The sequence below is a fragment of the Microcystis wesenbergii NRERC-220 genome (assembly GCF_032027425.1).
Taxonomy (GTDB): domain Bacteria; phylum Cyanobacteriota; class Cyanobacteriia; order Cyanobacteriales; family Microcystaceae; genus Microcystis; species Microcystis wesenbergii_A.
Map to the genome: position 1 here is coordinate 1,831,625 of NZ_JAVSJA010000001.1, position 26,268 is coordinate 1,857,892.

Sequence of the window (26,268 nt, forward strand, 5' to 3'; positions counted from 1 at the left end):
CCACGAATGTGCCAGAGTCCCTACCCAGACTCGTAGGGGGGTAGGGAAGGAATTAAAACCATGCCTTTAAGTTGGAATGAAATTAAAAATCGCGCCATCGCTTTTCAAAAAGAGTGGGAAGGAGAGACTTCAGAAAAAGCAGAATCTCAGTCTTTTTGGAATGATTTTTTTAATGTCTTTGGCATTTCACGGCGTAGGGTGGCCAGTTTTGAGCAACCGATAAAAAAAGCCGATAATAAACAGGGTTTTATTGATTTACTTTGGAAAGGGACGATTTTAGTTGAGCATAAATCGAAGGGGAAAGATTTAGAAAAAGCCCCACAACAGGCTAAGGATTATTTTCCCAATTTAAAGGAACATGAGTTACCGCGTTATATTTTAGTCTCGGATTTTCAAAGGTTTAAATTATATGATTTAGATTCGGGCAATCAATGGGAATTTGAATTAAGTAATTTTGTTGATAACGTTCATTTATTTGATTTTATTGCTGGTTACGAAAAGCGAGTTTATAAAGACGAAGATCCCGTCAATATTCAAGCGGCCGAGTTAATGGGAAAACTTCATGATTGCCTCAAAGAAATTGGTTATATGGGGCATGATTTAGAAGTTTATCTAGTGCGTTTATTATTTTGTTTATTTGCCGATGATACGGGTATTTTTAATAAGGGTATTTTCTGGGAATATATTGATCTACATACCAAAGAAGATGGCAGTGATTTGGCGATGCACATTGATGCTATTTTTCAGGTTTTGAATACACCAGAAGAAAAAAGATTAAAAAATCTCGATGAGAATTTAACTCAATTTCCCTACATAAATGGCAAGTTATTTGAGGAGTCATTACCCTTAGCGGCTTTTGATAGCAAGATGAGAGTCATGTTATTAGAAGCTTGTGCTTTTGATTGGGGAAAAATTTCTCCTGCTATTTTTGGCTCTATGTTTCAAGCGGTAATGAATCCAAAAGAACGACGCAATTTAGGGGCGCATTATACCTCCGAGAAAAATATTCAAAAGGTGATTAAACCGTTATTTTTAGATGATTTATACAGAGAATTTGAGAAGGTTAAAGGCAATCGCAATAAATTACTAGAATTTCAGAAAAAGATTGCTAATTTATATTTTCTCGATCCTGCCTGTGGTTGCGGCAATTTTTTAATTATTACCTATCGGGAGTTACGCGATTTAGAGATTTTGGTATTACAGGAGTTAGATAAAACGGGGCAGTTAGTAACAGATATTAGTACCATTATTCAGGTGGATGTAAATCAGTTTGCTGGTATTGAATACGATGAGTTTGCGGTGAGGGTGGCAGAGGTGGCGATGTGGTTAATTGATCATCAGATGAATGTTAAAGTTAGTAATACTTTTGGTCAATATTTTGTGCGTTTACCATTAAAGAAAGCGGCAAAGATTGTTCATGGAAATGCCTTGCGGATTGATTGGGAAGAACTTATATCAAAAGAGAAGCTCAATTTTATTTTAGGAAATCCTCCTTTTGTGGGGCATCATTACCAAAATTTTGATCAAAAAGAAGACTTAAAGCTAGTTCTTGATAAAATCATTGGATCAGGGGTTATGGATTATGTATCAGCATGGTTTTATAAATCTGCTCAATTTATTCAAAACACAAAAATTAAGGTGGGATTAGTGGCGACTAATTCTATTTCTCAAGGGGAACAATCATCTATCTTATGGAATGTTTTAATAAACGAATTTAATATCAGTATTCATTTTGCCCATAGAACTTTCAAATGGAGTAATGAAGCTAAAGGTAATGCTGCGGTTCATTGTGTGATTATTGGATTTGCTAGTTTTGAAGCTAATGAAAAATATATATTCGACTATCAGACTATAACCAGTGAGCCGCTTTTAATAAAAGCCAAAAATATTAATCCTTACTTAATCAATGCAAACAATATTCTGGTTTTTAATCGAAAATATCCTCTCTGTAATGTCCCTAATATGATGTATGGAAATAAGCCAACAGATGGAGGTAATTTTATTTTATCCGAAGAAGAAAAAAATACTCTTGTCTCAAAAAATCCTTTGTTAATTAAATTTATCAGACCTTTTATTAGTGCTAGAGAATTTTTAAATGGTGGTAAAAAATGGTGTTTGTGGCTACTCGATATTAAACCCAATGAACTCAAGAATATACCTGAAATTTTGGAGCGTGTGGAAGCCGTGAAGCAATTCAGATCAAAAAGTATTGCAGCTTCAACCCGAAACTATTCTTATCATTGTTTATTTCGACAAATAACGCAACCAAAATCAGACTATATTCTTGTACCTAGAACTACGTCAGAAAATAGAAAATACATTCCCATTGGCTTTTTTACGGCTGATAATATCGTTAGTGATACTTGTCAAGCTATTCCGAACGGCGATTTATATTTATTTGGTATTCTTACTTCAGAAATGCACATGGCATGGGTTAAATATGTGTGTGGAAGATTAAAAAGTGATTATCGTTACTCAAAAGATATTGTTTATAATAATTTTCCTTTTCCTGAAACGGCGACCGACAAACAAAAACAAACCGTCGAAACTTGCGCTCAAGCTGTGCTAGATACTAGGGTAAAATATCCTGATAGTAGCCTTGCGGATTTATATGATCCTTTAACCATGCCTCCCGACTTGCTCAAAGCTCACCAAAAACTTGACAAAGCTGTTGATTTGTGTTATCGTCCCCAACCCTTTACCAGTGAATTAAACCGTATTGAATACCTCTTTGAACTTTATGAAAAATTAACCGCTCCCCTACTCCCTACCAGCAAACAAAAAGCCACGAAAAGAAAAAATTCTCAATAACCGAAAATGCTTGCTTGTCTGCCTTTTATTCAGTCAACAGTTATCGGTTAACAGTGGAAAAAACTGATATAGTGCTATTGGGAGTAGTAAGGTACAGCGACTTTCTTACCCGTTCCCCGTTCCCCGGCCTAAACCCTAGAAATCATCGGGAATAATCCATTGGGTCGGTTGCGTCAGTTTTTTTAGTCTAGCGGCTTCTGCCATTTCTAACATCTTGTCCAAAGAAGTTTCGGCAATAAATTTAGCTGCTTCGGCGGCATGAGCTTGATTGGGGCATTTATCGCCTAAAATACAACCATTTAGGCAATCTACAGCACAATTTACCTGTTTTTCCATAAAAAATCTCTTTTTCTGACTAGATTTGGCCTTTATATTTTAACCCAACTTTTTTCAGTACCCAAGCAAAATCAATTACCATCGAAAATGAGGTAATTGACCACGGCGGTTCGACAAGCTCACCGTCCACTCGACTGAGCTTCGCCGAACGTCCTGAAAATCGGTAAAACCCCACACCCCACACCCAACCCCCCCGATGTCGGGGGGGTTGGGGGGCCACACCCTACCCCGAGGAAAAACTTTTTCAGCAAACCCTAGGTAAGTAATTATGCCAGTTAAGAAAGCGGCACCCTTAACCTTTCCCTAACCCATAAATTGCTATACATTTTAATTGTGTGAGGAGTGAGAAGAAAGCAAAGTCCTTGGGGTCGAAACACGGCAAGACTCCCAAGGGCTTTTCCATGTCTAGGGAACAGTTGTCAGTCATGAACCAGCCTCAAGAGCGAGAACCTTTTGCCAGTTTAGTTTTATATCATCTCTTTAAATGGTCGTTCGTTAGCCCCACCCTACACGGCTATTTTCGAGGTCGCGTTTACGGAGTGGAAAATGTCCCCCGGCGTCATCCTCTGATTATCGTCTGCAATCACGCCAGTTACTTCGATCCACCCCTATTATCCTGTGCCGTGCGTCGTCCCGTAGCTTATATGGCTAAAGAAGAATTATTTACCATCCCGATTTTAAAACAGGCGATCGCTCTTTACGGGGCCTATCCCGTTAAACGGGGCAGTGGTGATCGCGGCGCAATTCGGGCAGCGATGGCAGCCTTAGCAGCGGGCTGGGCAGTGGGATTGTTTCTGGAGGGAACCCGCACCGAGGACGGATTGATCCATCAACCAAAACTAGGCGCGGCGATGATTGCCGCTAAAGCGGGAGTTCCCCTGTTACCCGTCAGTTTGTGGGGGACAGAAAAGATTTTTCAAAAAGGTTCTTCTTTTCCCCATAGTATCCCCTTAACTATTCGCATCGGGGAAGTGCTGCCGCCACCGATTTCTAGCAAAAGAGAAGCGTTACAGGCAGTTACCGAGCGCTGTGCCGAAATTATTAACGGATTACACGCCCTCGGACGCTAAGGCGACCTTTTAAACGAGATTTAGTCTTAGATTTCTTTCCCCTACACTTTGAAGTGGGGAATCTAGGCTAAAATTGGCATAACTCGACCATCGCCTCGATCATGTTCTTTTTTGTCCTCGGCTTCAATCTAGGCTTAACTTTATTTAATTGCTTTCTAGTCTGGAAATTGTGGCAATTGCGGCGGATTTTAGGGCGAGTGACCAAAATTTTAAACCGGGTGGAACGACGTTTACACCACATTTTTTACCCCGCCCCGGAATATATTGTTATCGCTGGGGCGAAAACCTATTATCTCCGACAAAACTATCAACGTCTCTGCGGACAGATACAGATACTACAATCCCTATTCTTGACCTTCTCCCTGATTATCCGTTACTGGCAGCGTCAATCCCGTCAACGCCGTCGCCTGTGGTCGCTAAAATTGAGCAAAATCTCTAGCAATTAAGCAGCTAACAGCGATCGCCAACCAGAGTAATACACAAGTACGAGTTAAATTCAAAGCCTGTTCGACGGTTTTGACGGTAATCGGGTTGAGGTTATCGCCCAATAAAGGTTTTTCCACAATCTGTCCCCGGTATTGATTTTTACCCCCCAATTGCACCCCCAAAATCGCCCCATAGACGCATTCACTCCAACCGGAATTAGGACTAGGATCCCGACGGGCATCGCGCCAACAAATGCTTAAAACTCGCCCCGGCCGGCCCGAAATTAGGGCGAGAGTTAAGACCGTTAAACGACAGGGTAGCCATGTGAAAACATCCTCGCTTTTGGCACTAAACCAGCCAATATGGGTGTAGGGTGGCCGACGATAGCCAATCATCGAATCGAGGGTACTAGCGGCTTTATAAGCGCAAGCGAGGGGTACTGGTCCCACCCCCAGAAAAGCACCGAGAAGGGCATAAAAAAGCGGCGCGGTAACTCCATCCACACCATTTTCACTGACAGTTTCTAATAGGGCGCGGAGGATTTCTTCGCGGCTGAGATTATCTGTGTCGCGACCAACGTATAAACTTAGTTGGCAACGAGCTAGGGTGATATTTTCAGCTTGTAAAGCTGCGATGACGGTTTCGGCAGCCTGGCGTAAACTTCTGCCGGCTAAACAACTAGCCAGGAGAATCATTTGTACTAAGCAACTCAGCAGCAAATTGACCTGACCTAACCATTGGATTCCTAGCCACGTTAAGACCCCGGCCAAGATAATTAAACCTAGTCCCAGAATTATGCCCCCTAAACGTTGGCAAATTTTTTCCTGCGTCCAATTAAGAATAACTTTTGTGGCAACAGCAATAATCGCCCCCATCACCTGCACCGGATGAATCCATCCCCAAGGATCGCCGATCAGATAATCTAAAACCGCCCCTAATACTAAAATGATCTCCGTTGCCGTTTCCTTCACCATTACTCCCTTTTGCCATCTATATCCCGAATTTTCTCAATATTGTCTTCCCAGTTAGCCCCATCAAAGAACTGGATCTGAAAATCGCCTAAGACATTGCCATCCAAACAGCGCAGGTTTATATCTATAGCGTCAGGATGGGAGCGGGGACGATAGAAAGGATGAATACCACAAACACGACAAAAATAATGTTGGGCTGTGTGGGTATTAAATGTATAGGTACTTAAGAAATCTTCACCGCTTAGGAGGGTAAATTGTGCTGAAGGAACAATCAGATGCAGAAAACCTTTTTTCTGACAAATCGAACAATTACAGTCTAGAGCTTGATCATGCTCGATCGCCACTTGAAAACGGATCGCTCCACAGTGACAACCTCCCCCATAAATCTTTGCTTGAGTTGTTCCTGTCATAACTTCTAAACTACTAAACAATAAAGCTGGTTTCCTCTCCCCTAGCGGCGATCCAGCTACGCGCATCGTAGTATAAATCCGCTAAGGTAATCTTACCCAGGGCCTCTTTTAATTTCTCGTGTAGGTGTTTCCAGATAGTAAATGTCACCCAATCTTCTGCCTGTTCGTCCCTGGGATGATAACCTGATAATGGCTCGATCGTCTCTCCCACCGCCTCCAAAATTTGCCCCAACGAGATACGATTTGCCGGCCTGGCCAATTGATAACCCCCTTGCGCTCCCCGAAAGGAACGAACTAACCCCGCTCGTCGCATTTCTATCAGCAATTTCTCTAGATAAGCGGCCGGGATATCTTGACGTAGGGCGATCGATTTTACCGATACTGGAGTTCCTCTAGGTTGTAAACTAATATCCAGCAAGGCTTTAACACTATAGTGACCCCTAGTTGTTAGCTTCATTATCCCTCATTTTTACCTCTTGATCTCTATCCTACCCCCTGCCCTCATTGATGACAGAAAGGCTAACCTCCCCTAACTCAGCATCTCGATCAACATTGATAAATTCCGTTAAGATTTTGATCGAGAGATAGAGTGTAATCCATTACAATCAATTTCCTCAAGCAAGTGATAATTTTTAGTTTATACCGTGTAAGATGAGTGTAGAGATCAATCGTAACCCGATTGTTTCTGGTCAGGGGAAGCAATTCTCCTCGACTAGCCTTGATGACCCTAACCTTTACTTATCTGCCGCGAACTTAAATGAACAAAACTACCAATCCAGAACCCCTGACTGGCCTCGAACTAATTGAGAAAGTTAAACAGCTAGGCAACCTCAGCAAAGAAGAAAAAGCCCGGGAATGCGGCTACTATACCATGACAAAAAATGGTATTGAACGCGTTAATATGATGAAATTTCTCAATGCTTTAATCGATGCCGAGGGAATTGACTTAGATAGCAGTGCCAATGGCCACGGACGAGGTGGGCGCTCGGCCAGCTACCGGATCAGTGTCCAATCCAATAATAATCTCCTAATCGGTTCGGCCTACACCAAAAAAATGGGACTCAAACCGGGAGATGAATTTGAAATTACTTTGGGGAGAAAACATATTCATCTCAAGCAAGTTGGCGCCAGCGACGACGACGAATAGCAATAATTAAGGAGAGAGCCGTTTAACTCTCTCCTTGCCATTAGATAAGCTCTTGTCCATTGAAACTAGGTATTTTATCCTCAATCAGTCTTTAAGCATCTAGATCAAAGACTCCGTTCGATATGTCCGGTTAATTTTGTCCTATTAACCGCGGGTAATATACCTCTCCAGAAATCAGGCTAGAAGCCTGATCCACCCAGCTAAAATCTTCATTATTGGAGATGTCTAATGCAGCGACTAGAAAAACTGGCATCTCCTGGGGTGCTAACTAGGAATTCTCGGCTTCTTTGGAGACAATCCAGAAAGCGTGGATAATGCCGGGGACATAACCGATTAAAGTTAAGATAATGTTAATAACAAAGGCTAAACTCAGTCCCGTGGTCAAAAATACGGCTAAGGGCGGCAAAAAAAACGCACAAACTAGGCGAAGAAACATTGTCCATACCTCAAAAAGACTTTAGTGAATCTTAATTCTATCTCAATGGAGCGATTTATCTCCCGTTAAACTGCGTAGCGGTTAACGAGAGATGAATCGCCACCAGAATAAAACTAACGCGGTAGCGTTTCCACTTTTGGGGAGTTTTGGTTCTCGACGTATTTTTTTAGTTGTTCGACAGTAACGCCGCCACAACTGGCCACGAAATAACCTCCCGTCCAAAAATAGGGTTTGTTGTAGAAATACTTTGCCGCTAAGTACGGAAATTCCTTTCTAATTAAGCGACTACTAACTGTTTTAAGATTGGCAATTAACTTGGATAAAGCGATGTCAGGCTTGTAATCGATAATCAGGTGAACGTGATCCGATTCACCGTTAAAATCAAGCAATGCGCTTTCCCATTTCGTCAGCGTTGACGCCAAGATTTCTTTAAGTCGGACTAAGTAGGTAGGCGTTAAAAATTATCAGACACCCCCTCATCAAGGTAGGGTTGATTCATGAATCAACCCTACTTATCAAGGGGGGATCAAGGGGGGATATATCTTCAATTTAATTATAACCACTTACTTAAGATTTCATCGTTAATAACTTTTCGTCGGTATTTGATGACAAATACAACATGAGCAGTAAGTTTGTAAACAGAGCGAAATCCATGATTGTAATCGGTTGACATATTAGGCAGTAAGTGTTAGAATTTAATTTTACATCACGAAACAAACGACAGTGATAACGCTTACCTACCAGTACAAACTAAAGGTAAACAGGCAACAGGAACGGGAGATCGTCCACATTCTTGATGTTTGTAAGAGCGTTTATAATTACGCGCTCTCGGAGCGAAAAGACTGGCTAAACTCTCGAAAGTGTCTGGCGGATCACTGTTCGCTAGTTTCCGAGTACATAATTCCTGCGGATCAACCCTATCCAAATTACTTCGTTCAAGCTAAAAATCTAACGGAAGCTAAAAAAGTTTCCCCGATATTAAAGACGGTTAACGCTCAAGTTTTACAGCAAGTCTTAAAAACTTTAGATAAGGCGTTTAACCAGATGAAATCGAAAGGCTTCGGCTTTCCTAGATTTAAGAAAAAGATGCGGAGTTTGGTTTTTCCTGCGCTGTCAAAAAACTTTCTAGGGGATGGATGCTTGAATTTTCCACAATTAGGAAAAATTAGAATCAGGCAATCTAGAGAATACCCGTCCGGATTCGAGCCTAAACAAGCTCGAATTATCCAAAAAGCGTCGGGATTTTACGTTTCGGTTTCCTTCCAATCTCCGGAATTAGTTCCCGATATGACAGTGGGGAAGACCTGTTTAGGAATTGACGCGGGAATTGAAAGTTTTGTCGCTACTTCACGAGGAGATTTAATCAAAGCCCCTCGATTTTTGTTGAAAGTACAGAGTAAGCTTAAATTGCTACAAAGACGCTTGAAACATCAAGTCAAAGGCTCGAACAATTGGTTAAAACTTCAGGAGAAGATAGCAAGATTACACGAAAAAGTGTCTAATACTCGTAGAGATTGGCACTTTAAATTAAGTCATTACCTTTGCGATTTTGCTGATAATATCTTCGTTGAGGATATTAACTTCGTTTCCTGGTCTAGGGGTATCGTCAGAAAACAATCTCTAGATTCGGGTATCGGTAGTTTTATTAACGAGATACTACCGTTTGTCGCTTGGAAACGGGGAAAATATTATCTTAAAGTCGATAAAAACGGAACTTCCCAGGAGTGTCCGAATTGTGGCGCGATTACCGGCAAAAAGTCGTTATCGGAAAGAGTTCACCGGTGTGATTCTTGCGGTCACATTGAACCGAGAGATACAGCATCAGCAAAAGTAATCGAGAATCGAGGAAAAAATGCGGTCGGACTGACCGTATTAGAAAACCCTTGCGGAGGCGGTCTGGCGGGGGTCGTTCAGTTAAATCTGTTCGATCTAGTCAAGAGCCTATGAATCAAGAATCCCTTGCTACACCGCGCGAGCGGTTAGCGGGGGAGTGTCAAATTAAGCTTGCTCTCCTTAAAGTTGCCATAAAATGGGGGTGATTGCGAAAACATTAAGGAGAAATTTATGATCGGCCTTCTTTTAAATATTCTTGCCACTGCCCTTAGTTTATTAGTGGTTGATATTATCTTCCCCGGCGTTAAAGTCGATAGCTTTATTGTGGCCATGGTTGCGGGGGCAGTTATTGGTTTAGTCAACGGACTGGTTAAACCGATTCTAGGGCTACTTTCCCTACCGATTACTATTCTCACCCTCGGTGGCTTTATCCTTGTTCTCAATGGCTTTTGTTTCTGGTTAGCCTCGATCCTCGTCCCCGGATTTGCGGTTAAGGGTTTAGTGGCTTTTATCGGTGCGCCCATCGTCCTCTCTCTGGTCAACACCCTCTTAAATAAATACTTCGCCGAAAAAGGTTCCAGCGAAGTACCACAATAGTCAGTGACCAGTTATCAGTTATCAGTATCCTTACTATAACACCTTTGATCCCAAAATCATACCTTTGTGCAAAAAAAAGGCCAAAAATAAATACTTCGCCGAAAAGGGTTTCAGCGAAGTACCACAATAGTCAGTGACCAGTTATCAGTTATCAGTATTTTTAGTATAACACCCTTTTTCGATCACTGCAAGACTTTTTTCAAATTTTAGGCCAAGAATTTTGGACCCAAACCGACTTTCGGCGCGTACACCGCCCGATCGCCCAATTCTTCTTCGATGCGTAATAAGCGATTATACTTAGCCACCCGTTCACTGCGACTGAGAGAACCAGTTTTAATCTGTCCAGCATTAGTAGCCACCGCCAGATCTGCGATCGTAGTGTCTTCCGTTTCTCCGGAACGATGACTGATGACAGAACGATAACCGTGACGGGTAGCCAGGGCGATCGTTTGTAGGGTTTCCGTCAAAGAACCGATCTGATTGAGTTTAATCAGGATCGAGTTAGCAATACCCAGATCGATCGCTTTTTGCAGACGGATAGGATTAGTCACCATCAAATCATCGCCCACCAACTGAATCCGCGCCCCCAGTTTATCGGTCAATAATTTCCAGTTATCCCAATCCTCCTCGTGTAAACCGTCTTCAATAGAAATAATCGGATAGCGATCGACTAAACTGGCCAAAAAATCCACCATTTCGGCGGGAGAATGTGCCGAACCATCGTAGAGGTATTGACCGTCCTTATAGAATTCACTGGCGGCCACATCCATAGCTAAAGCCACCTCCGACCCCGGTTTATAACCAGCACGTTCGATCGATTCGATTAAAATATCCAAAGCTTCCTGATTTGAAGCCAAATTAGGAGCATAACCGCCCTCATCGCCCACACCGGTCAGTAATTTGCGTTCGTGCAAGGCCTTACCCAAAGCGGCGAATACTTCCGCCCCCCAACGCAAACCTTCCTTAAAAGAATCGGCCCCGATGGGGAAGATCATAAACTCCTGAAAATCGACGTTATTATCAGCGTGAGAACCACCATTGATCACGTTCATCATCGGGACGGGTAGCACATTGGCCATCGGACCGCCGAGATAACGATAGAGAGGCAATCCCAGATCCGCCGCCGCTGCTTTGGCCGTAGCGAGAGAGACGGCTAGGATAGCATTAGCCCCTAATTCTCGTTTATTGGCCGTGCCATCGCGATGGATCATAGCTAAATCGATACTAGCTTGGTCGAAAGCATTCATCCCCTCCAAAACCGGGACAATTTTTTCGTGGACATTGCGAACCGCTTTTAGGACACCCTTACCACCGTAACGCTGGGGATCATCGTCGCGCAATTCGTGGGCTTCAAAACTGCCCGTAGAAGCGCCACTGGGGACTTGGGCCAAACCCATTGCCCCCGATTCTAACAGCACTTCTGCTTCGATGGTGGGACGGCCGCGGGAATCTAGAATCTCCCTAGCTGCGATCGCTTCGATGGGAACTTCGATTTTATCTAACATAACTTATCGTCTCCAACTCAATTTACGCGGTAATTTCGGCTGATTACTAATTGCCTAAAGGGAAATCCACGTTGACAATCTGCTTTTGATCATCAAAAACGAGGATTAAAGTATCCGTCAGTTTTTCAAATTGAATCGTCACCAACACCAAATCCACACCGTCCGTATCCGCACCTTTTCTGACCTGAGTTCCCACGATCCGACGCACGGGGCCGGTACGCTTAAGTAAATTCTCCCAAGCGCCTTGTACTCTGGTAGGGAAAACCTCAGCTTTCAGGAGAGGATGTAAAAAACCTCGGGCCAGGCCGTAGTCTTTGTTGACCAAGGACGTGACAAAAGCAGTGCCAATCTCAGAAATACTACGAAATTCGGGAAAATCGGCGGCAACCACCTGACCAGACCGGTTAAAGGTAATTACCACATCTTCGGTAACTTTCTCAAATTCAACGGTGACAATCACCAGATTGGCATTGATAGCATCGAGTAGCTTGCTTTTGACAATGCGCTTAAACGGTCCAGTATGGTCAGTTACTTGGCTTTCCCAGACCTTTTGCAGTTTTTCGGCAGTCCAGAGGGGTTTTAGTTGGGGTGACAAAGCTGCAATCACCTTGTCGTATTGTTTAGTTCCCAACCATTGTACTAACTGCCGAGCTTGCTTTTCTTCTCGGACGGGATCACCAATAGCGATCGCATTCGGTTCTAGGTTCGCCTGTACTGGTGAAACGCTGAATGCGGTCCAAGGCAGGGAAAAACCCATTAAACACAAAGAGAGAATCGATACCCGTTTCGCTAATGAAAGCCGCATCATTTCAGCTATTGCTCCGCAAATAAATAACGTTTTTCCACTTGACGATTGAATTGATGCCATTGTTCATTAGTTAAAGCATTCAACATCGGTTGATCGGGCAATATCTCTCCCCTTGTTATACTGGTTTAACGATTAAAACTACCGCCGAACGCGCTTGCACCCGATAGGTTTCCGATTCAATAGCGGCGGCGGCATCTAAATCACAGGCTGCCTCGGACAATTGCCAAGCAGTATCGATGACGCGATGCCATTTTTCCTCTGGGAATAGGGGGGGTAACTGGAAGTCGAGAGATTCCCAGTAAGCGTTGAGCATAATGTGTAAATACTCGTTCGCCTTGGGATGACGCAGGGAAAAAGCTAAACTGCGGGAATCTTCCGACCAATCGGGTTTACTCAACTGTACGCCATGCCAACTCAGATGGGGTTCGAGACTGGTATAGGTGACTTCTAGCAATTTTTCCTGACGGAAAAGAGCTAATTTTTTATTAAAATCGATCAGTCTCCTTACGAAACACCAAAGATCGAACTCTTGCTCTACCGCACTCCAATCGAACCAACTTAACTGGTTATCCTGACAATAGGCGTTATTGTTGCCCTTTTGGGTGCGTCGCACTTCGTCCCCCATCAACAGCATAGGTGTTCCTTGGGAAATGAACAGGATCGTTAAGAGATTTTTTATTTGTTGCAGTCGCAGGTTTTTAATCCTCTCGTTATTGGTTTCCCCTTCTACCCCACAATTCCAGCTAAAATTATCGTTGCAACCGTCCCGATTCTTCTCACCGTTAGCCTCGTTGTGTTTCTCGTCGTAGGACACTAGATCGTTAAGGGTAAAGCCATCGTGACAGGTAACAAAATTTATACTTCTATTGACATCGTTGTCAGGTCTGTGGTATATGTCGGGGCTTCCTAAAATCCGCGCCGCTAATTTCGTGACTATGCCGGTATCTCCCCGGACAAAAGCGCGCACATCATCGCGAAAAGGACCATTCCACTCGGAAAACCAATCGGCAAATTCGACAAATTGACCGACACTATACAATCCTGCCGCGTCCCAAGCTTCGGCGATTAATTTTGTCCCGGCTAAGACTGGATCCGATTCGATCGCCCAGATCATGTTATAACCTTTTTGCAGGATCGGTTCCCCGTCCACATTGCGCGATAATACGGCCGCTAGGTCAAAGCGAAAACCATCGACGTGCATTTCCGACACCCAATAGCGCAAACAATCGAGAATCATTTTGCCAACAATCGGATGACTACCCTTGAGGGTGTTACCACAGCCGGTATAGTTGCTATAGAGGCTTTTATCGACCGCATCGAGGATGTAGTAGGTGCGATTATCGATACCTTTCAAGGAAAGAGTCGGCCCGGTTTCGTCTCCCTCGGCGGTATGATTGAAAACCACATCGAGAATCACTTCGATCCCCGCTTTGTGTAACGCTTTCACCAGATCGCGAAATTCATTCAAAGGACCGAGCGGTGAGCGATCGCTACTGTAGCCGGCATGGGGCGCAAAAAAGCCGATCGTGCTATAACCCCAATAGTTAGTTAACCCCGGCATGGCCGCAGCGGGATCAAAGTAATGAATCGGTAACAATTCCACGGCAGTAATGCCTAGGTTTTTCAAATAGGGTATTTTTTCGATTAATCCCGCAAAAGTACCTCTTTTTTCCTCGCTAACACCGGAATTCGGGTTACGAGTAAAGCCACCGACGTGCATTTCGTAGATAAAACTGGCAGAGTAGGGAGTGCGTAGCGGTGCGTCATCTTCCCAATCGTAGCGGCTCGGATCCACTACCAGACCCCGCAAAGCTCGATGGCAATTATCGCCTTTTTCGCTGGCAGCTTGTCGATCATAAATTTCCGCACCGACAATCGCTTTCGCATAGGGATCAAGAACTACTTTATCAGGATCGAAGCGATGACCCCGGGCCGGATTATCCGGACCATAGACTCGATAAGCATACACTTGACCGACTCCAATGCCGTGAACGAAAATATGCCAATAGAAAAAGGTGCGGTTTGTTTGCGGGGTGAGGAGAATAGTCCGGCTAGGTACGGGAGAATTAGTATCATCAAATAATAATAATTCTATGGCAGTGGCATACTTAGAAAATAGTGAGAAGTTGACACCATCAGCCAAGACAGTCGCACCGACGGGATGGCTTTTACCGTGATCGGTTTTTAAGGTCATTGTCAAGAGAGAAGAAGTGATTAGGAGTAGTATGAGATTATACTAAATCCTGTTTAAAAAGTGTAGGAGAGTGGGAAGTGGGCTTCAGCCGTGAGCTTTTGCGTTCGACAAAAGCTCACGCCGAGGTCCGAACGGAAGTGACAAGTGGGGAGATGGAAGAAACACCATAACTTAGGAGTTAATCATAAGACCTCTGGCAAAAATCAAAAATCTGACCTTAGGTGAGGAGTCTCCGAGCCAGTAGTCAGTAGTCAGTCCCGATGAAAAAATTTTCACCCCCACAGATGAAAGAGGTTTCCTTCCCCACACCCCACACCCTACACCCTCTTTCAAGTCAGGAGAATTAAGAATGAGCATTAATCAATTAAATGCTTTATTTAGGGATTTTAGGCAATTTTATGCCTATTTTTCTCATTTTTGAACTATCAAAAATTAATTATGCAAGAACTCTATACTATTAAAAACGGATTTGGGATGAAACATAAAAAGAACTTGATTCCTTGCTCACTCTCCGATTTCAGAAGTTTAATAAATCTCAGATTATGACAGTATCAAGTATATCTATCCTGTGATTGCTGTGGGCAGGGACAAGTTAGAGGCGATCGGGTCAAAATGATCAGTATTTTATATGTAAATACCTTCAATACTTAAAAATATTTAAATTTACAATTGGTAATATTTATTTTTACTTAAGAATTTATTGAGAATAATTTTTATTTATTGACGAGGTGGCAATACTTCCAGCGATTCTGGTATAATTTTGCATTATGCTATGGTGGATTTTTCTGTGCTTTTTTGGAGTTTTCAAGGTCTAGCTTGCCTTGAAACCATTGCTAAATCTAGACTTTCCCTTTTAGCCAAACCAAACACTTTCGCCAATTATCCCTTTTTTCCCTAACAACGTTGATCTAATTTTTGTGTAGTTTTGTTGCAAAGTCAAATTTTTTTTGACAAAATGCCTAAATTGTGGTAATGACGAAGTATTACGGGATTTAGCATCATCTCTAGTTCCAGTGTTTCCTAAAACCAGAGACTTCGTACCTCACCCTTAAGATAACTGCTAGAGTTGTTTCTTCTAAGTACCTAAGCAAAATTAATTACACATCTAAGCCACTACTCCGTCAGACTTCTGGTGTGAGGAAACAGTGAACTGAAAACTCAAATCCGATCCCTAATAGCTGTCTCCCGTCTCCCGTCTCCCGTCTCCCGTCTGCCGTCTCCTGACGACCGTCTCCGTTCGGACCTCGGCGTGAGCTTTTGTCGAACGCAAAAGCTCACGGCCGAAGCCTGTCTCCTGTCTCGACTAGGAAATTAATTTTGCACGACTACTTAGTATTTGAATTGATAAAAATAAATTTATTTGATGTTGTCTGTGGAGATTTTTTGGGTAATATAAGCCGCTCTCTTGTTTATTACAACGCCAATTCAAAAACTTGTTCAGGAAACCCAAGAGCAATTACTAACAGGCTGGAATGACTTCTAATCGTTAGTCTCACTGAGTCTAGTTGAGAAAACCACCATAACCAGCATTGATTATTAACTAAAATTATCTAGGGCTTGCTGAATAAATCTAAAAACCTTGTTGGATAAGGCTTTTAGACTTTTTTGACCTCAAAAAGTGCCGACCATTGGAGTGATCGGGGGGAAAATTCAGGTGCTTTTTCCCTGAAAATTAGGTAACTGACTACCTCAAAATCGGTAAAACCCCACACCCTACACCCCACCCCCCCGATGTCGGGGGGGGGTTGGGGGGGCCACACCCTGCCCCCACCAACAAACTTTTTCAGCAAGCCCTATCTAAAGCTTCAAATTGACGTAAAGCAAGACTAGAACCTTGGCTCCAGCCTAATTCTACATAATAGGGAAAAAGTTTCTTGATATTTATATCGGGAAAGAGACGACTGTTTTCGCTTTCTTGATAACTGTCTTCTATTAACAGATATATTTTTAATTCTTCCCGACGATAAACCCACAATTCGGGTATTTTCAACAATTGATAAGCCTCTACATCAGTCAGGGAAGTAAAATCCACTTCTATAGCTAAATCGGGAGGAGGATCGACAGTTAAATCAATTCTCTCTTTGCCTAAAATTGCCTGTCTATTATCAATATAAAAACAAGTATCTGGTTCTACTCCTGCTTCCCCCGGCATTTTCAAGGTAATCGGATCAAAACATTGCCAGTCTTTGCCTTGGCGACGGAGGATAATTTTTACTAAATCCCTTAATGTATCAACACGATTGCCATGACTTGGTAAAGGAGACATAAGCCTAATTTCTTGAGTTTTGCGATTAAAATAGAGTTTGGGATAGGTTTTTTGGAGACGTAAACTCAGCAATCTTTCGTAATCTTCCCAAGTCTGATGGGTAAAAATAACTTGACTGCCAGGAGATAAAGATAAAGTATTTTCGTTGAGAGTAATTAGTAGCATTTTGGTAATTATCCTTGATTTTTAGCTGTGGGATTTAACTAATTTCGCTCTGGCAACCAATGCCTATCAAGCATTTGTTCGAGAGAATAGGGACAATTTAGAGGAAAATTGTGAGGAGATATTTCAGTTTTTTGCCCGACAATAAAAACGGCATCTTGATAAATTCTTTCTTGGTTATCTAGGAGATATTTTTCTAAATTTGTACTTAAATATCCATTTAGATGCACTCTAAAAGTAGCTATTTCTCCTTGCCAATGCCGATGATGTAATTCAAATTCTTCTGACCAATATTGCCAGAGCAAAAGATGAATAATTATCTGTCTTAAAAAACTCTCAACTCGATTTTTATCCCGTTTGCTCAAAGCCTCCAACTCCTCGATTAAATGTTGAATATCTAACTCAGCTAGACGATTTTCCTTGAGAAGTTTAATTGTTTCAGTCAACCAGAGATGTTCATCTTGTTCGTAGAGAAATTGTAACTGATTTAGCCAAGTATCTTTTTTCATATTTTTTTGGCTGAGGAGACTTCTAAAACTGCTTTCGGGTAGGCAATGCGTTGATGGTGGAATTGTTGCCAAACTTGCACAAAAACCTCGGCAATAATTGGTAATTCCTCCTGACGAATACCACTATCTACTAATTGTTGATCGCGCCATCGGGCCTGAAAAATCTTTTTGATCATATCCATGGCTTGTTCTGGGGAGGCCTCCTTCAGCGATCGCAAAGCGGCCTCGCTACTATCGGCTAACATGACGATCGCCGTTTCTCGCGATTGGGGAATCGGACCATCGTAGCGAAAGGCCGCCTCATCGACGAATTCTTGACCATTTTGGGCGGATTTTTGCAAAGCTTGCTGATAAAAATAGGAAATTAAGAGATTGCCTTGGTGTTCGGGAATAAAATCGCGGACCACTCGCGGTAAACCGTGTCTGCGGGCCATGACTAACCCTTCACTAACGTGCTTTTTAATAATCTCGGCGCTGACATAGGGATCGTTAATTTCATCGTGTTTATTCGGGCCACCCATTTGATTTTCAATAAAACCGAGAGGATCGTGCATTTTCCCGATATCGTGATAGAGGGTTCCCGTGCGAATTAATTCCACATTACAGTGCAGTTTTCGGGCGGCCGCTTCAGCTAAACAGGCGACAAAAAGGGTATGTTGAAAAGTACCCGGTGCTTCCGTGGCCAAACGTTTGAGCAAACTACAATTAGGATTGGACAACTCCACCAGACGAATGGGAGTGACCACATCGAAACAGCGTTCCAAATAGGGGGATAATCCTAGGGCGATTACCGTCCAAGCTATCCCCGATAGACCATAGACGAGGGCCGTGGGTAGTAGAGTATAGATGATCGTGCTGGCCGTGGCGCTAACGATTAGGTAAGTGAGCAGATAAACACCCCCTTGGCTGACTCCGATTCCCATCCCTAGCAGCGATAATTCATCCCGGGAGCGCAATTTTCCCGCTATCATAGCCGCTAATAGTCCCCCTATCGTCCCGGCGATTAAATCGGCGCTGATACCTTGGATGCTGAATAGGGAAAGACCGGCAGTTAAGAGGACCTGGGTGACGGCCAGAGTCGGGCCGTAGAAACTGCTGACTAATAAACCCACGGCGGCCAGATTGGTAAAGGGAATATTGGCGATCGCTAGGATCGGTGTGGTAAAACTTAGTAAACCCAAGAGAAGAAAATCCCGGTGACGCAGAGGCCGATGGAGACGCTGGGCAACGAGGCAAAAAGTGCCGATCGCACTGGTGACAAGGATTGCCGTTGACCCTAAACCCATCCAGTTAATGCCCCGTTCGCTCAAACCAAAGCCATCGATGAGAACAAACTGAGCTTGAGTAATTGTTTCACCTGCTTTAACGATAATTTGACCAGTTTGGGCGTTAGACATGACCATATCTACCGCTTCCACCGCTTTAGTGGCTTGTTCTTTGGTTGCCTCCCGATCTTCTATCAGGTTCGTTTGTCCCTCTAGGGCTGCCAGAAGGATATTTTCGGCTAAAGACTGCTGGCGACGGGTGAGGCGATCGCTGCTAATCTGCACGGCGATGGTATCCTGTAGGTGACTGGTGGAAATCCCCGGGGGAATGCCCTGTACCAAAATCCGGCGCTCCGCTTGCAGGATGGCTGTTTCTAGGTTTTGCCACTCTCGATCGCCCATTTGGGCCACTGCGATCAGATCGGCGTATTTGAGTTTATTTAAGCTGGAATGCCGATAATTTTGGCTGGTTTGCTCCTTTATTTGCCGTAATTGACCTAATCGATCGATAAATTGCTCAAATTTCCCCTTCGCCACGCGCTGACCATAGGCTTGGATTTCGTATATAGCATATTCCTGCTCTTTTGTCAAGAGTTTCGTAAAAGATTCTTCATAGTTGAGGCGGCTTTGTAGAGTTGACCATTGAGCGGCAGAAAAGGTGAGCAGCGTTTCCATTGTGGCGTCAGAAATAGTCCTGCCCATTAAAATGGAATTTTTTCGCAGAATTGGGCTAATTTGACTTAATTGCCCTAGAGTGTCCCGCAGCGATCGCTCAATCTGGGCGGTGGTTTGGGGGTCTCTTTTCAGCCGGGGAAGCAGTCCAGCCCGAATTTTTTGGCGTTTGAGGGCGGTGGTTTCTTGGTCTTCAAAACGGGCATCTTCGGGGGCGATAATTGTGACTGGAGAAATAGTCCCGACGGCCAATTTCGGCTGATTATAGAAACGATAACCGACCACGCTAGTCAGACAACCAACGGTAAACAGGAAGATTAACGGTCGTCGAAGTTTACCTAGGGAGTAAGAGCGAGATTTTCGGGCAGAATCAGGAAAAACAGTGAAAGAATGCAGAAAATGATTCATAAATTCCAGCTAAATTCTATAAACTGCGCCACCATGCCCAGGGAAAAAATACCGGCAACTTGGTTTTGTGTCCCCTTTCTATTTTAAGGATTCCCTGTACAAAAAAATTTTTTCTCGATCGGGGTTGGGGGTTGGGGATTTCAGTTATCAGTTATCAGCTTCTGAAGGCAAGGGGCAACAGGCACTCGTGCAGAAGACAGAATCTGGCAATTCTCCTACCTAAAAAGAAGGTTAGAAACTAAGCACATCAAAGCTTTTAGCTTAACCAATTAGGTTTTAGATTCGGCCCTGTTATCAGTTATCAGATGTGAGTTGTCAGATGTGATAAGCTGCCCGCGCATTTAAATTGCTTGTTGAGACGAGGCAAGAGGCACTCTTGCAAGAGGCAACAGTAAAGGGATTGGGGGAGATTCGGCTAATCTTAAGAATAAGCGCTTTAAATGCGTCTTAGCTTACCATTTTTCACAAGTAATGGCAGAGATGGTTAATTGCCCTCACCCCTAACCCCCCCCTGCCCCCCACCCCCCCTGCCCCCCCGACATCGGGGGGGCAGGGGGGGCAGGGGGGGTAAGATACCTGCCAAGAATAAAGAAAAATGGTATCGAGTGATACTAAACGTCGGGACAGATAAACAGTTATAAGGTCGGTCAAGCGGTTATTTCAGGTCTATGGCTCCTTATTTCATGCCTAAACGTTTCGCACTACTGTTTACTGATTACTGTTCACTGATTCTGGGCCCGATCAAGAAATAATCTGTCCCCAAAATCCCGTAAAAATTCGGGTTCCGTCTTTGAGAATATGAATTTCCACTTGATCCGATGCCCAATTAATCTGATCTTCCCAAGCGGGATTGAGGATGTGAATCCGTTGATTGCTAGAAGAAACGGGAGAATCGGGGGAATGAATAGCCAGGGATTCCACATAGGCCCCATCCACCAAAATATCTAACTGGGCCAATAATTCTTGAGAGTGGGGCGGTGCTTGGGTTGAGCGCAATTGTTTGATCGTAAATCCCGTGAAGGACATCACATTTAAGCCTTTTTCCTTAACATATTTAGCTAATTCTGTCAAGGCTTTTGCTTGCCAAAAAGGTTCACCTCCGGAGAAAGTTAGGCCTCTATTGCGGGGATTAGCCAAAATTTTGGCAGCTAGAGACTCAACAGTAATTAATTGATTGATCTCGAAGGACCAGGAAGCTTGATTAAAACAACCCCGACACTGGCGAGAACAACCCTGTACCCAGACCACCGCCCGACAGCCGGGGCCGTTAACGGCGGATTCATCCACATAGCCCATGATATTGAGATGATGGGCGGGAATTTGCCCTAATTCGGCAGCAATAGTCAGACTCATCGCTTATAATCCTCGATCGATTCCTATCTTTTTCATGCTAGGGAAAAAACGACAAAAATTGATCGCTCTTGCCATGATTTGTTAACCTTTGACACACATCACCTGCTTGAGAGTGGCGACAATTTCCACGAGATCAGCCTGTTGATTCATCACCTGTTGGATCGGTTTATAAGCTCCCGGAATCTCATCAATAACGCCCTCATCCTTGCGGCATTCAACCCCTTCGGTTTGGGCGATTAAATCATCAAGAGTAAAGATTTTTTTAGCCAGATTTCTCGACATCAAGCGCCCAGCCCCGTGGGAACAGGAACAGAAGCTATTATGTTCCCCTTTGCCTTTGACAATATAAGATTGCGCTCCCATGGAACCGGGGATAATACCATAATCGGTTTCTCTAGCGCGGACGGCTCCTTTTCGGGTGACATAAACCTCCTCCCCAAAATGAATTTCTTTTTCGGCATAATTGTGATGACAATTAACTACTAAGAGGGGTTTAGTTGGTTTGCCTCCCGCTAGATGTTTTTCAACAATGCGTTTAAATCTAGCTATCATAATTTCCCGATTATAACGGGCATATTCCTGGGCCCATTGTAGATCGTGCCAGTAGGCGGCAAATTCTTCTGTACCGGCGACAAAGTAGGCCAGATCGAGGTCGGGTAATTTACATTCTGCTAGTTTGGCTAACTCTTTGGCAGTATCAATATGACATTGGGCCAGTTGATTACCAATACCTCTAGAACCGGAATGGAGCATTAACCAAACTTGATTGTCTGTATCTAAACAAATTTCGATAAAGTGATTACCACCCCCCAGAGAACCCATTTGTTTAAGGGCTTTTTTCTCTAGGTTTTGTACGCCTCGATGAATCTGTTTAAATTCCGCCCATTTTGGCCATTTAGTTACTTCCCGATCCACTTCTTTATTTTCCGCAAAACCGACGGGAATATTCGCCTCCACATCGAGGCGAATTTTTTTAAGTTTTCCCTGCAATTGTTCACCGGTGAAAGGCATTTTTAGGGCAGCCATGCCGCAACCGATATCGACCCCGACGGCGGCGGGAATTACGGCATCTTTGGTGGCAATAACCGAACCGACTAAAGCACCTTTACCCAAGTGAACATCGGGCATTAAAGAAATGTGTTTATAAACAAAAGGTAGGGAAGCGACATTTTTGGCCATTTGGGTTTCTTGGGGTCCCAATTCATGCCCCGCCCAAGATAAAATCGGTGTCGGTGTGGAAAGTTCCAGAGTTTCGTAAGTCATATTTTTTATGAAATAATCAGATAAAAAGCGGATACAACCAAGACAATAAGGCAATGGAGATTCTGCGATAAATTTAGATAAATTGTTATCGGCGATCGTATTTTAGCACCAGAGGATAAGCTGTTGACTATCTAATACCAAATCCGTTTTTAATAGTGTGATTAACTCCCAAGTTATGAATTGTTTCTCCCCACACCCTACACCCTACACCCCACACCCCACTATCCTATACTTTTTAAACAGGATTTAGTATAAATTACTCGTTCAGACTGCCCCCAGGAGAATTTTTCACTTTCACCGGAGGTTTACCGACTACTGTAATACTACCAAAAAGGTTCGGATACCTACACTATCGAGAAAGCGGGGTTATTTTGCACTATAGAGATAACGAAGGAACTGATAGGGGTAGGTATCGCCTAAAAACCGAGTACAGTTCCGATTCTAGAATTCACTATAGTTGTATCGGAGCAGCACAAAGATTATGGGAAAAGTAGTTGGAATTGACTTAGGGACGACTAACTCCTGCGTCGCGGTTATGGAAGGGGGTAAACCCACCGTTATCGCCAACGCCGAAGGATTTAGAACAACGCCCTCAGTCGTCGCCTACGCCAAAAATGGCGAGCGCCTAGTAGGACAAATCGCCAAACGTCAAGCGGTAATGAACCCGTACAATACTTTTTATTCCGTCAAACGCTTCATCGGCCGGAAATTCAACGAAGTTAGCAAGGAAGCCACAGAAGTATCCTACAAAGCTCTTCAAGACGGCAACGGCAACGTTAAATTAGACTGTCCGGCCCAGGGCAGACAATTCGCCCCCGAAGAAATTTCCGCCCAGGTACTGCGGAAACTGGTGGAAGATGCCAGTAAATACCTCGGCGAAACCGTTACCCAAGCAGTCATCACCGTACCTGCTTATTTTAATGACTCCCAACGTCAAGCCACCAAAGATGCGGGGAGAATTGCCGGGATTGAAGTTCTCCGCATTATCAACGAACCCACCGCCGCCTCTCTTGCCTACGGATTAGAGAGAAAAGCTAACGAAACCATTCTCGTTTTTGACTTGGGTGGGGGAACCTTTGACGTATCGGTTCTGGAAGTGGGTGATGGTGTCTTTGAAGTTCTCGCTACCTCTGGAGATACTCATCTCGGGGGTGATGACTTCGATAAAAAAATCGTTGATTATTTAGCCGAAGAATTCGAAAAATTTGAAGGAATCGATCTCCGTCAAGATAAACAAGCCCTGCAACGTCTCACGGAAGCGGCGGAAAAAGCCAAAATTGAGCTTTCTAGCGTTACCCAAACGGAAATTAACCTGCCCTTCATCACCGCTACCGCCGAAGGACCAAAACACCTAGATACTACCTTAACCAGAGCTAAATTTGAGGAAATTTGTGGCGATTTAATTGATCGCTGTCGGCGTCCCGTAGAAAATGCCGTCCGTGATGCCAAAATCGATAAATCTGCCCTCGATGAAGTGGTTCTCGTCGGTGGTTCAACCCGGATTCCCGCCATTCAAGAATTAGTTAAACAAGTTCTGGGCAAAGAGCCTAACCAAAGCGTTAACCCTGATGAAGTGGTAGCTGTGGGTGCCGCTATTCAAGGTGGTGTTCTTGCCGGTGAAGTCAAAGATATTCTTCTGCTTGATGTTTCTCCTCTGTCTCTGGGTGTGGAAACCCTCGGCGGTGTGATGACGCGGATTATTCCCCGCAATACCACTATCCCCACCAGAAAATCGGAAGTTTTCTCTACGGCAGTAGACTCACAAACTAACGTAGAAATCCACGTCCTGCAAGGGGAACGGGAAATAGCCAGAGATAACAAGAGTTTGGGAACTTTCCGACTCGATGGCATCCCTCCCGCTCCTCGTGGTCTGCCTCAAATCGAAGTGGTTTTCGACATCGATGCTAACGGTATTTTAAATGTCACCGCTAAGGATAAAGGTACAGGAAAAGAACAATCGATCAGCATCACCGGCGCTTCTACCTTGCCGCAAAATGAAGTGGAACGCATGGTAAATGAGGCAGAATCGAACGCCGCGGCTGATAAAGAACGTCGCGAACGCATTGAACGCAAAAATCAAGCTGATTCCCTGGTTTATCAAGCTGAGAAGCAGTTATTCGAGTTAGGCGATAAGGTTCCCCCATTAGAGAAAACGAAAGCCCAAAAGTTGATTAAAGAACTGAAAGAAGCGATCGCTCAAGAGGATGATGGTAAGATCAAAGTAGCCCTACCGGAATTACAACAAGTCCTCTACGAGATCGGTACCCGTATCTATCAGCAAGCAGCCCCTAGCAATCCCACCGGTGGCAATAACAATGGCCCCTCTGGTGGTGCTGGTGGTGGCGATGATGTCATCGATGCGGAATTCTCCGACACTAAATAAAAATTAAGTTCCTAGCTCCGACAAGGACACAAGTTAACTTGTGTCCTTTTTTCATTGCGGCTTTCTTACAGATAAGGCTGTTACTGAAAATTAGGACTAAACTTAAGTAAACCATCTTGGAGAACTAAGATTAAGAAAATGGAAATTTATCAATTTAGCCAACGCCAGACAATTATTATTGCTATTCTAGTCCTCTATCTCGGTAAGTATTTAAGCCAAAATATCAAATTTCTACAAGATTATAACATTCCTGATGCCGTTGCTGGTGGTGTCTTAGCTTCCTTATTTTTCGGTCTATTTTTTGCTGTTTTTAAATGGCAAATCGAATTTACCCTCAATGTTCGGGATGCCCTGTTAATCGTTTTTTTTACTACTATCGGGCTGTCCTCAAAACTAAAAACCCTGCTGCAAGGGGGGAAACCCTTGCTAATTTTATTGATAACCGCGGTGGTTTATCTCATTCTACAAAATTTAGCCGGGTTAGGAGTGGCAAAAGTGATGGGATTGGATTTACGCATCGGTTTGATTGCTGGTTCCGTTTCTTTGAGTGGCGGTCACGGGACTGCCATTGCTTGGGCTTCTATTTTTCGTGATAATTATGGCATCGCCAAAGCATCAGAAATCGGTATAGCCAGTGCTACTTTTGGGCTAGTTTTAGGGGGAATTATTGGCGGACCGGTGGCTAAATGGTTAATTACTAGAAATCGACTGCGAGCCAATAATCAGGACCAAGATTTAACGGTGGGAATTAAACAAAGCCAGAGGAATGTCAATATCGATTACAATACAATGCTCCATTCAATCTTGGTGATTGGTTTAACTATCGGTTTAGGTAATCAGATTAACTACTGGGTAACTCCCCTTGGTTTAAAATTACCGGATTTTGTCACCTGTTTATTGGCAGGAATTATCCTGACTAATACCGTACCTTTGCTATTGAAACGCTTTCCTTGGCCCGCTAATACGCCCTCTTTAGCCTTAATTTCTGATGTTAGTCTCGGTTTATTCCTATCAATGTCCTTGATGAGTTTACAATTATGGACATTGATCGATTTGGCCGGACCGATTGCTATCCTGTTATTAGTGCAGTTCTCACTCAGCATTATTTATACTGTTTTACTGGTCTTTCCCGTAATGGGAAAAAACTATCATGCTTCAGTAGTTTGCGCCGGTTATTTGGGTTTAACTCTAGGGGCAACTCCCACAGCGATCGCAAATATGACAGCAGTAACGGAAAATTTTGGGGCTTCTCCCCAAGCATTTATTATTGTTCCTTTGGTGGGGGCATTTTTTATTGATTTGTCTAATGCTTTTGTCATCCAGCAATTTTTGAATTTTCTGACTTAAAAATTTTTACCGATCAAGTGATCATTGAGGAAAGTTTACTAATCTTGTCCGTCAAGATTGGCAAAAGCTTACAGTAAAATCGGAATAATACCAAAT

General features: G+C 43.6%; 24 protein-coding genes and 1 pseudogene. 8 read left to right on the forward strand and 17 right to left on the reverse strand.

The features are described 5' to 3' along the window. Positions 1-60 precede the first annotated feature (60 nt). Positions 61-2,811: a DNA methyltransferase gene (locus RAM70_RS08895; RefSeq protein ID WP_312673343.1), complete on the forward strand. Its 2,751-nt coding sequence runs from the start codon at positions 61-63 to the stop codon at positions 2,809-2,811. A 135-nt stretch (positions 2,812-2,946) separates the two neighbouring features. On the opposite strand, the gene RAM70_RS08900 is transcribed toward RAM70_RS08895, so the two are convergent. After that, positions 2,947-3,147, reverse strand: coding sequence for a hypothetical protein (locus RAM70_RS08900; RefSeq protein ID WP_045362169.1), 201 nt, complete (start codon positions 3,145-3,147; stop codon positions 2,947-2,949). A gap of 75 nt (positions 3,148-3,222) precedes the next feature. After that, positions 3,223-3,414 (reverse strand): hypothetical protein, encoded by a 192-nt coding sequence (locus RAM70_RS22915; RefSeq protein WP_376750911.1) that lies wholly within the window; start codon positions 3,412-3,414, stop codon positions 3,223-3,225. Between the two features lie 134 nt (positions 3,415-3,548). On the opposite strand from RAM70_RS22915, the gene RAM70_RS08905 reads away from it, so the two are divergent. Together RAM70_RS08905 and RAM70_RS08910 are read left to right on the forward strand one after the other, a co-directional pair. Then, on the forward strand, positions 3,549-4,217 hold the full coding sequence (locus RAM70_RS08905; protein WP_045362166.1) for a lysophospholipid acyltransferase family protein: 669 nt from the start codon (positions 3,549-3,551) through the stop codon (positions 4,215-4,217). Between the two features lie 101 nt (positions 4,218-4,318). Further along, positions 4,319-4,663, forward strand: coding sequence for a hypothetical protein (locus RAM70_RS08910; protein ID WP_024969212.1), 345 nt, complete (start codon positions 4,319-4,321; stop codon positions 4,661-4,663). Here the strand turns inward: RAM70_RS08910 and cbiB are convergent. Genes cbiB through RAM70_RS08925 form a run of 3 tightly spaced genes read right to left on the reverse strand, consistent with a single transcriptional unit; the run spans position 4,634 to position 6,481 of the window. Further along, on the reverse strand, positions 4,634-5,614 hold the full coding sequence (cbiB, locus tag RAM70_RS08915; protein WP_080754353.1) for an adenosylcobinamide-phosphate synthase CbiB: 981 nt from the start codon (positions 5,612-5,614) through the stop codon (positions 4,634-4,636). The genes RAM70_RS08910 and cbiB overlap by 30 nt on opposite strands. Positions 5,615-5,616: 2 nt before the next feature. Further along, positions 5,617-6,090 carry a GFA family protein gene (locus RAM70_RS08920; RefSeq protein ID WP_080754349.1) on the reverse strand — a complete coding sequence of 158 codons (474 nt, stop codon included), beginning with the start codon at positions 6,088-6,090 and terminating at the stop codon, positions 5,617-5,619. Continuing rightward, on the reverse strand, positions 6,038-6,481 hold the full coding sequence (locus tag RAM70_RS08925) for an Rrf2 family transcriptional regulator (RefSeq protein WP_272077535.1): 444 nt from the start codon (positions 6,479-6,481) through the stop codon (positions 6,038-6,040). Before RAM70_RS08925 ends, RAM70_RS08920 begins: the two co-directional genes overlap by 53 nt. 300 nt (positions 6,482-6,781) lie before the next feature. Here RAM70_RS08925 and RAM70_RS08930 point away from each other — a divergent pair, with 300 nt between their 5' ends. Next, positions 6,782-7,171 carry an AbrB family transcriptional regulator gene (locus RAM70_RS08930; protein WP_002798186.1) on the forward strand — a complete coding sequence of 130 codons (390 nt, stop codon included), beginning with the start codon at positions 6,782-6,784 and terminating at the stop codon, positions 7,169-7,171. A 268-nt stretch (positions 7,172-7,439) separates the two neighbouring features. Here RAM70_RS08930 and RAM70_RS08935 read toward each other — a convergent pair whose 3' ends face one another. The 3 genes and pseudogenes from RAM70_RS08935 to RAM70_RS22920 form a co-directional block, all read right to left on the reverse strand. Beyond that, a complete protein-coding gene (locus RAM70_RS08935; protein ID WP_002757335.1) occupies positions 7,440-7,607 on the reverse strand; it encodes a YqaE/Pmp3 family membrane protein in 168 nt (55 codons plus the stop codon). A gap of 113 nt (positions 7,608-7,720) precedes the next feature. Then, a pseudogene (gene tnpA / locus RAM70_RS08940) lies at positions 7,721-8,065 on the reverse strand (IS200/IS605 family transposase); the annotation flags it as partial. Between the two features lie 95 nt (positions 8,066-8,160). Further along, positions 8,161-8,280 (reverse strand): transposase, encoded by a 120-nt coding sequence (locus tag RAM70_RS22920; protein ID WP_341853637.1) that lies wholly within the window; start codon positions 8,278-8,280, stop codon positions 8,161-8,163. A gap of 50 nt (positions 8,281-8,330) precedes the next feature. On the opposite strand from RAM70_RS22920, the gene RAM70_RS08945 reads away from it, so the two are divergent. Both RAM70_RS08945 and RAM70_RS08950 read left to right on the forward strand, forming a co-directional pair. After that, complete coding sequence (locus RAM70_RS08945; RefSeq protein WP_312673358.1) at positions 8,331-9,554, forward strand: RNA-guided endonuclease InsQ/TnpB family protein; 1,224 nt, start codon at positions 8,331-8,333, stop codon at positions 9,552-9,554. A 117-nt stretch (positions 9,555-9,671) separates the two neighbouring features. After that, on the forward strand, positions 9,672-10,037 hold the full coding sequence (locus tag RAM70_RS08950) for a phage holin family protein (protein ID WP_045362149.1): 366 nt from the start codon (positions 9,672-9,674) through the stop codon (positions 10,035-10,037). 206 nt (positions 10,038-10,243) lie between these two features. On the opposite strand, the gene eno is transcribed toward RAM70_RS08950, so the two are convergent. The 9 genes from eno to RAM70_RS08990 form a co-directional block, all read right to left on the reverse strand. Beyond that, positions 10,244-11,542, reverse strand: a complete 1,299-nt coding sequence (gene eno / locus RAM70_RS08955) for a phosphopyruvate hydratase (protein WP_150975603.1) — start codon at positions 11,540-11,542, stop codon at positions 10,244-10,246. Between the two features lie 46 nt (positions 11,543-11,588). Next, on the reverse strand, positions 11,589-12,350 hold the full coding sequence (locus RAM70_RS08960; protein WP_045362143.1) for a DUF3887 domain-containing protein: 762 nt from the start codon (positions 12,348-12,350) through the stop codon (positions 11,589-11,591). 115 nt (positions 12,351-12,465) lie between these two features. Continuing rightward, positions 12,466-14,544 carry a glycogen debranching protein GlgX gene (gene glgX / locus RAM70_RS08965; RefSeq protein WP_312673361.1) on the reverse strand — a complete coding sequence of 693 codons (2,079 nt, stop codon included), beginning with the start codon at positions 14,542-14,544 and terminating at the stop codon, positions 12,466-12,468. Between the two features lie 1,595 nt (positions 14,545-16,139). Beyond that, on the reverse strand, positions 16,140-16,334 hold the full coding sequence (locus tag RAM70_RS22925; protein ID WP_045362137.1) for a hypothetical protein: 195 nt from the start codon (positions 16,332-16,334) through the stop codon (positions 16,140-16,142). Then, positions 16,328-16,975, reverse strand: coding sequence for a Uma2 family endonuclease (locus tag RAM70_RS08970; protein WP_045362134.1), 648 nt, complete (start codon positions 16,973-16,975; stop codon positions 16,328-16,330). Before RAM70_RS08970 ends, RAM70_RS22925 begins: the two co-directional genes overlap by 7 nt. Positions 16,976-17,013: 38 nt before the next feature. Then, positions 17,014-17,481: a DUF29 domain-containing protein gene (locus tag RAM70_RS08975; protein WP_045362131.1), complete on the reverse strand. Its 468-nt coding sequence runs from the start codon at positions 17,479-17,481 to the stop codon at positions 17,014-17,016. Next, on the reverse strand, positions 17,478-19,826 hold the full coding sequence (locus RAM70_RS08980) for an HD family phosphohydrolase (RefSeq protein ID WP_312673363.1): 2,349 nt from the start codon (positions 19,824-19,826) through the stop codon (positions 17,478-17,480). The genes RAM70_RS08975 and RAM70_RS08980 overlap by 4 nt, the downstream gene beginning before the upstream one ends. Positions 19,827-20,567: 741 nt before the next feature. Next, positions 20,568-21,179, reverse strand: a complete 612-nt coding sequence (locus tag RAM70_RS08985; protein ID WP_045362123.1) for a 4Fe-4S single cluster domain-containing protein — start codon at positions 21,177-21,179, stop codon at positions 20,568-20,570. Between the two features lie 81 nt (positions 21,180-21,260). Continuing rightward, positions 21,261-22,442, reverse strand: coding sequence for an RtcB family protein (locus RAM70_RS08990; RefSeq protein ID WP_045362120.1), 1,182 nt, complete (start codon positions 22,440-22,442; stop codon positions 21,261-21,263). A 481-nt stretch (positions 22,443-22,923) separates the two neighbouring features. On the opposite strand from RAM70_RS08990, the gene dnaK reads away from it, so the two are divergent. Beyond that, complete coding sequence (gene dnaK / locus RAM70_RS08995; protein ID WP_045362117.1) at positions 22,924-24,825, forward strand: molecular chaperone DnaK; 1,902 nt, start codon at positions 22,924-22,926, stop codon at positions 24,823-24,825. Between the two features lie 138 nt (positions 24,826-24,963). After that, entirely contained in the window at positions 24,964-26,172 is a 1,209-nt protein-coding gene (gene gltS, locus RAM70_RS09000; protein WP_045362115.1) for a sodium/glutamate symporter, read from the forward strand. Positions 26,173-26,268 lie beyond the last annotated feature (96 nt).

Excerpts from the sequence above, each read along its gene's own strand:
- eno (WP_150975603.1), bottom strand. The coding sequence starts at position 11,542 with ATGTTAGATAAAATCGAAGTTCCCATCGAAGCGATCGCAGCTAGGGAG.
- RAM70_RS08970 (WP_045362134.1), bottom strand. The coding sequence starts at position 16,975 with ATGCTACTAATTACTCTCAACGAAAATACTTTATCTTTATCTCCTGGC.
- RAM70_RS08950 (WP_045362149.1), top strand. The coding sequence starts at position 9,672 with ATGATCGGCCTTCTTTTAAATATTCTTGCCACTGCCCTTAGTTTATTA.
- RAM70_RS08925 (WP_272077535.1), bottom strand. The coding sequence starts at position 6,481 with ATGAAGCTAACAACTAGGGGTCACTATAGTGTTAAAGCCTTGCTGGAT.
- RAM70_RS08990 (WP_045362120.1), bottom strand. The coding sequence starts at position 22,442 with ATGACTTACGAAACTCTGGAACTTTCCACACCGACACCGATTTTATCT.
- glgX (WP_312673361.1), bottom strand. The coding sequence starts at position 14,544 with ATGACCTTAAAAACCGATCACGGTAAAAGCCATCCCGTCGGTGCGACT.
- RAM70_RS22920 (WP_341853637.1), bottom strand. The coding sequence starts at position 8,280 with ATGTCAACCGATTACAATCATGGATTTCGCTCTGTTTACAAACTTACT.
- RAM70_RS08905 (WP_045362166.1), top strand. The coding sequence starts at position 3,549 with ATGTCTAGGGAACAGTTGTCAGTCATGAACCAGCCTCAAGAGCGAGAA.
- RAM70_RS08980 (WP_312673363.1), bottom strand. The coding sequence starts at position 19,826 with ATGAATCATTTTCTGCATTCTTTCACTGTTTTTCCTGATTCTGCCCGA.
- RAM70_RS08910 (WP_024969212.1), top strand. The coding sequence starts at position 4,319 with ATGTTCTTTTTTGTCCTCGGCTTCAATCTAGGCTTAACTTTATTTAAT.
- RAM70_RS08900 (WP_045362169.1), bottom strand. The coding sequence starts at position 3,147 with ATGGAAAAACAGGTAAATTGTGCTGTAGATTGCCTAAATGGTTGTATT.
- RAM70_RS08960 (WP_045362143.1), bottom strand. The coding sequence starts at position 12,350 with ATGATGCGGCTTTCATTAGCGAAACGGGTATCGATTCTCTCTTTGTGT.
- RAM70_RS08920 (WP_080754349.1), bottom strand. The coding sequence starts at position 6,090 with ATGCGCGTAGCTGGATCGCCGCTAGGGGAGAGGAAACCAGCTTTATTG.
- RAM70_RS08935 (WP_002757335.1), bottom strand. The coding sequence starts at position 7,607 with ATGTTTCTTCGCCTAGTTTGTGCGTTTTTTTTGCCGCCCTTAGCCGTA.
- RAM70_RS08895 (WP_312673343.1), top strand. The coding sequence starts at position 61 with ATGCCTTTAAGTTGGAATGAAATTAAAAATCGCGCCATCGCTTTTCAA.
- RAM70_RS08930 (WP_002798186.1), top strand. The coding sequence starts at position 6,782 with ATGAACAAAACTACCAATCCAGAACCCCTGACTGGCCTCGAACTAATT.
- RAM70_RS08985 (WP_045362123.1), bottom strand. The coding sequence starts at position 21,179 with ATGAGTCTGACTATTGCTGCCGAATTAGGGCAAATTCCCGCCCATCAT.
- RAM70_RS08975 (WP_045362131.1), bottom strand. The coding sequence starts at position 17,481 with ATGAAAAAAGATACTTGGCTAAATCAGTTACAATTTCTCTACGAACAA.
- gltS (WP_045362115.1), top strand. The coding sequence starts at position 24,964 with ATGGAAATTTATCAATTTAGCCAACGCCAGACAATTATTATTGCTATT.
- dnaK (WP_045362117.1), top strand. The coding sequence starts at position 22,924 with ATGGGAAAAGTAGTTGGAATTGACTTAGGGACGACTAACTCCTGCGTC.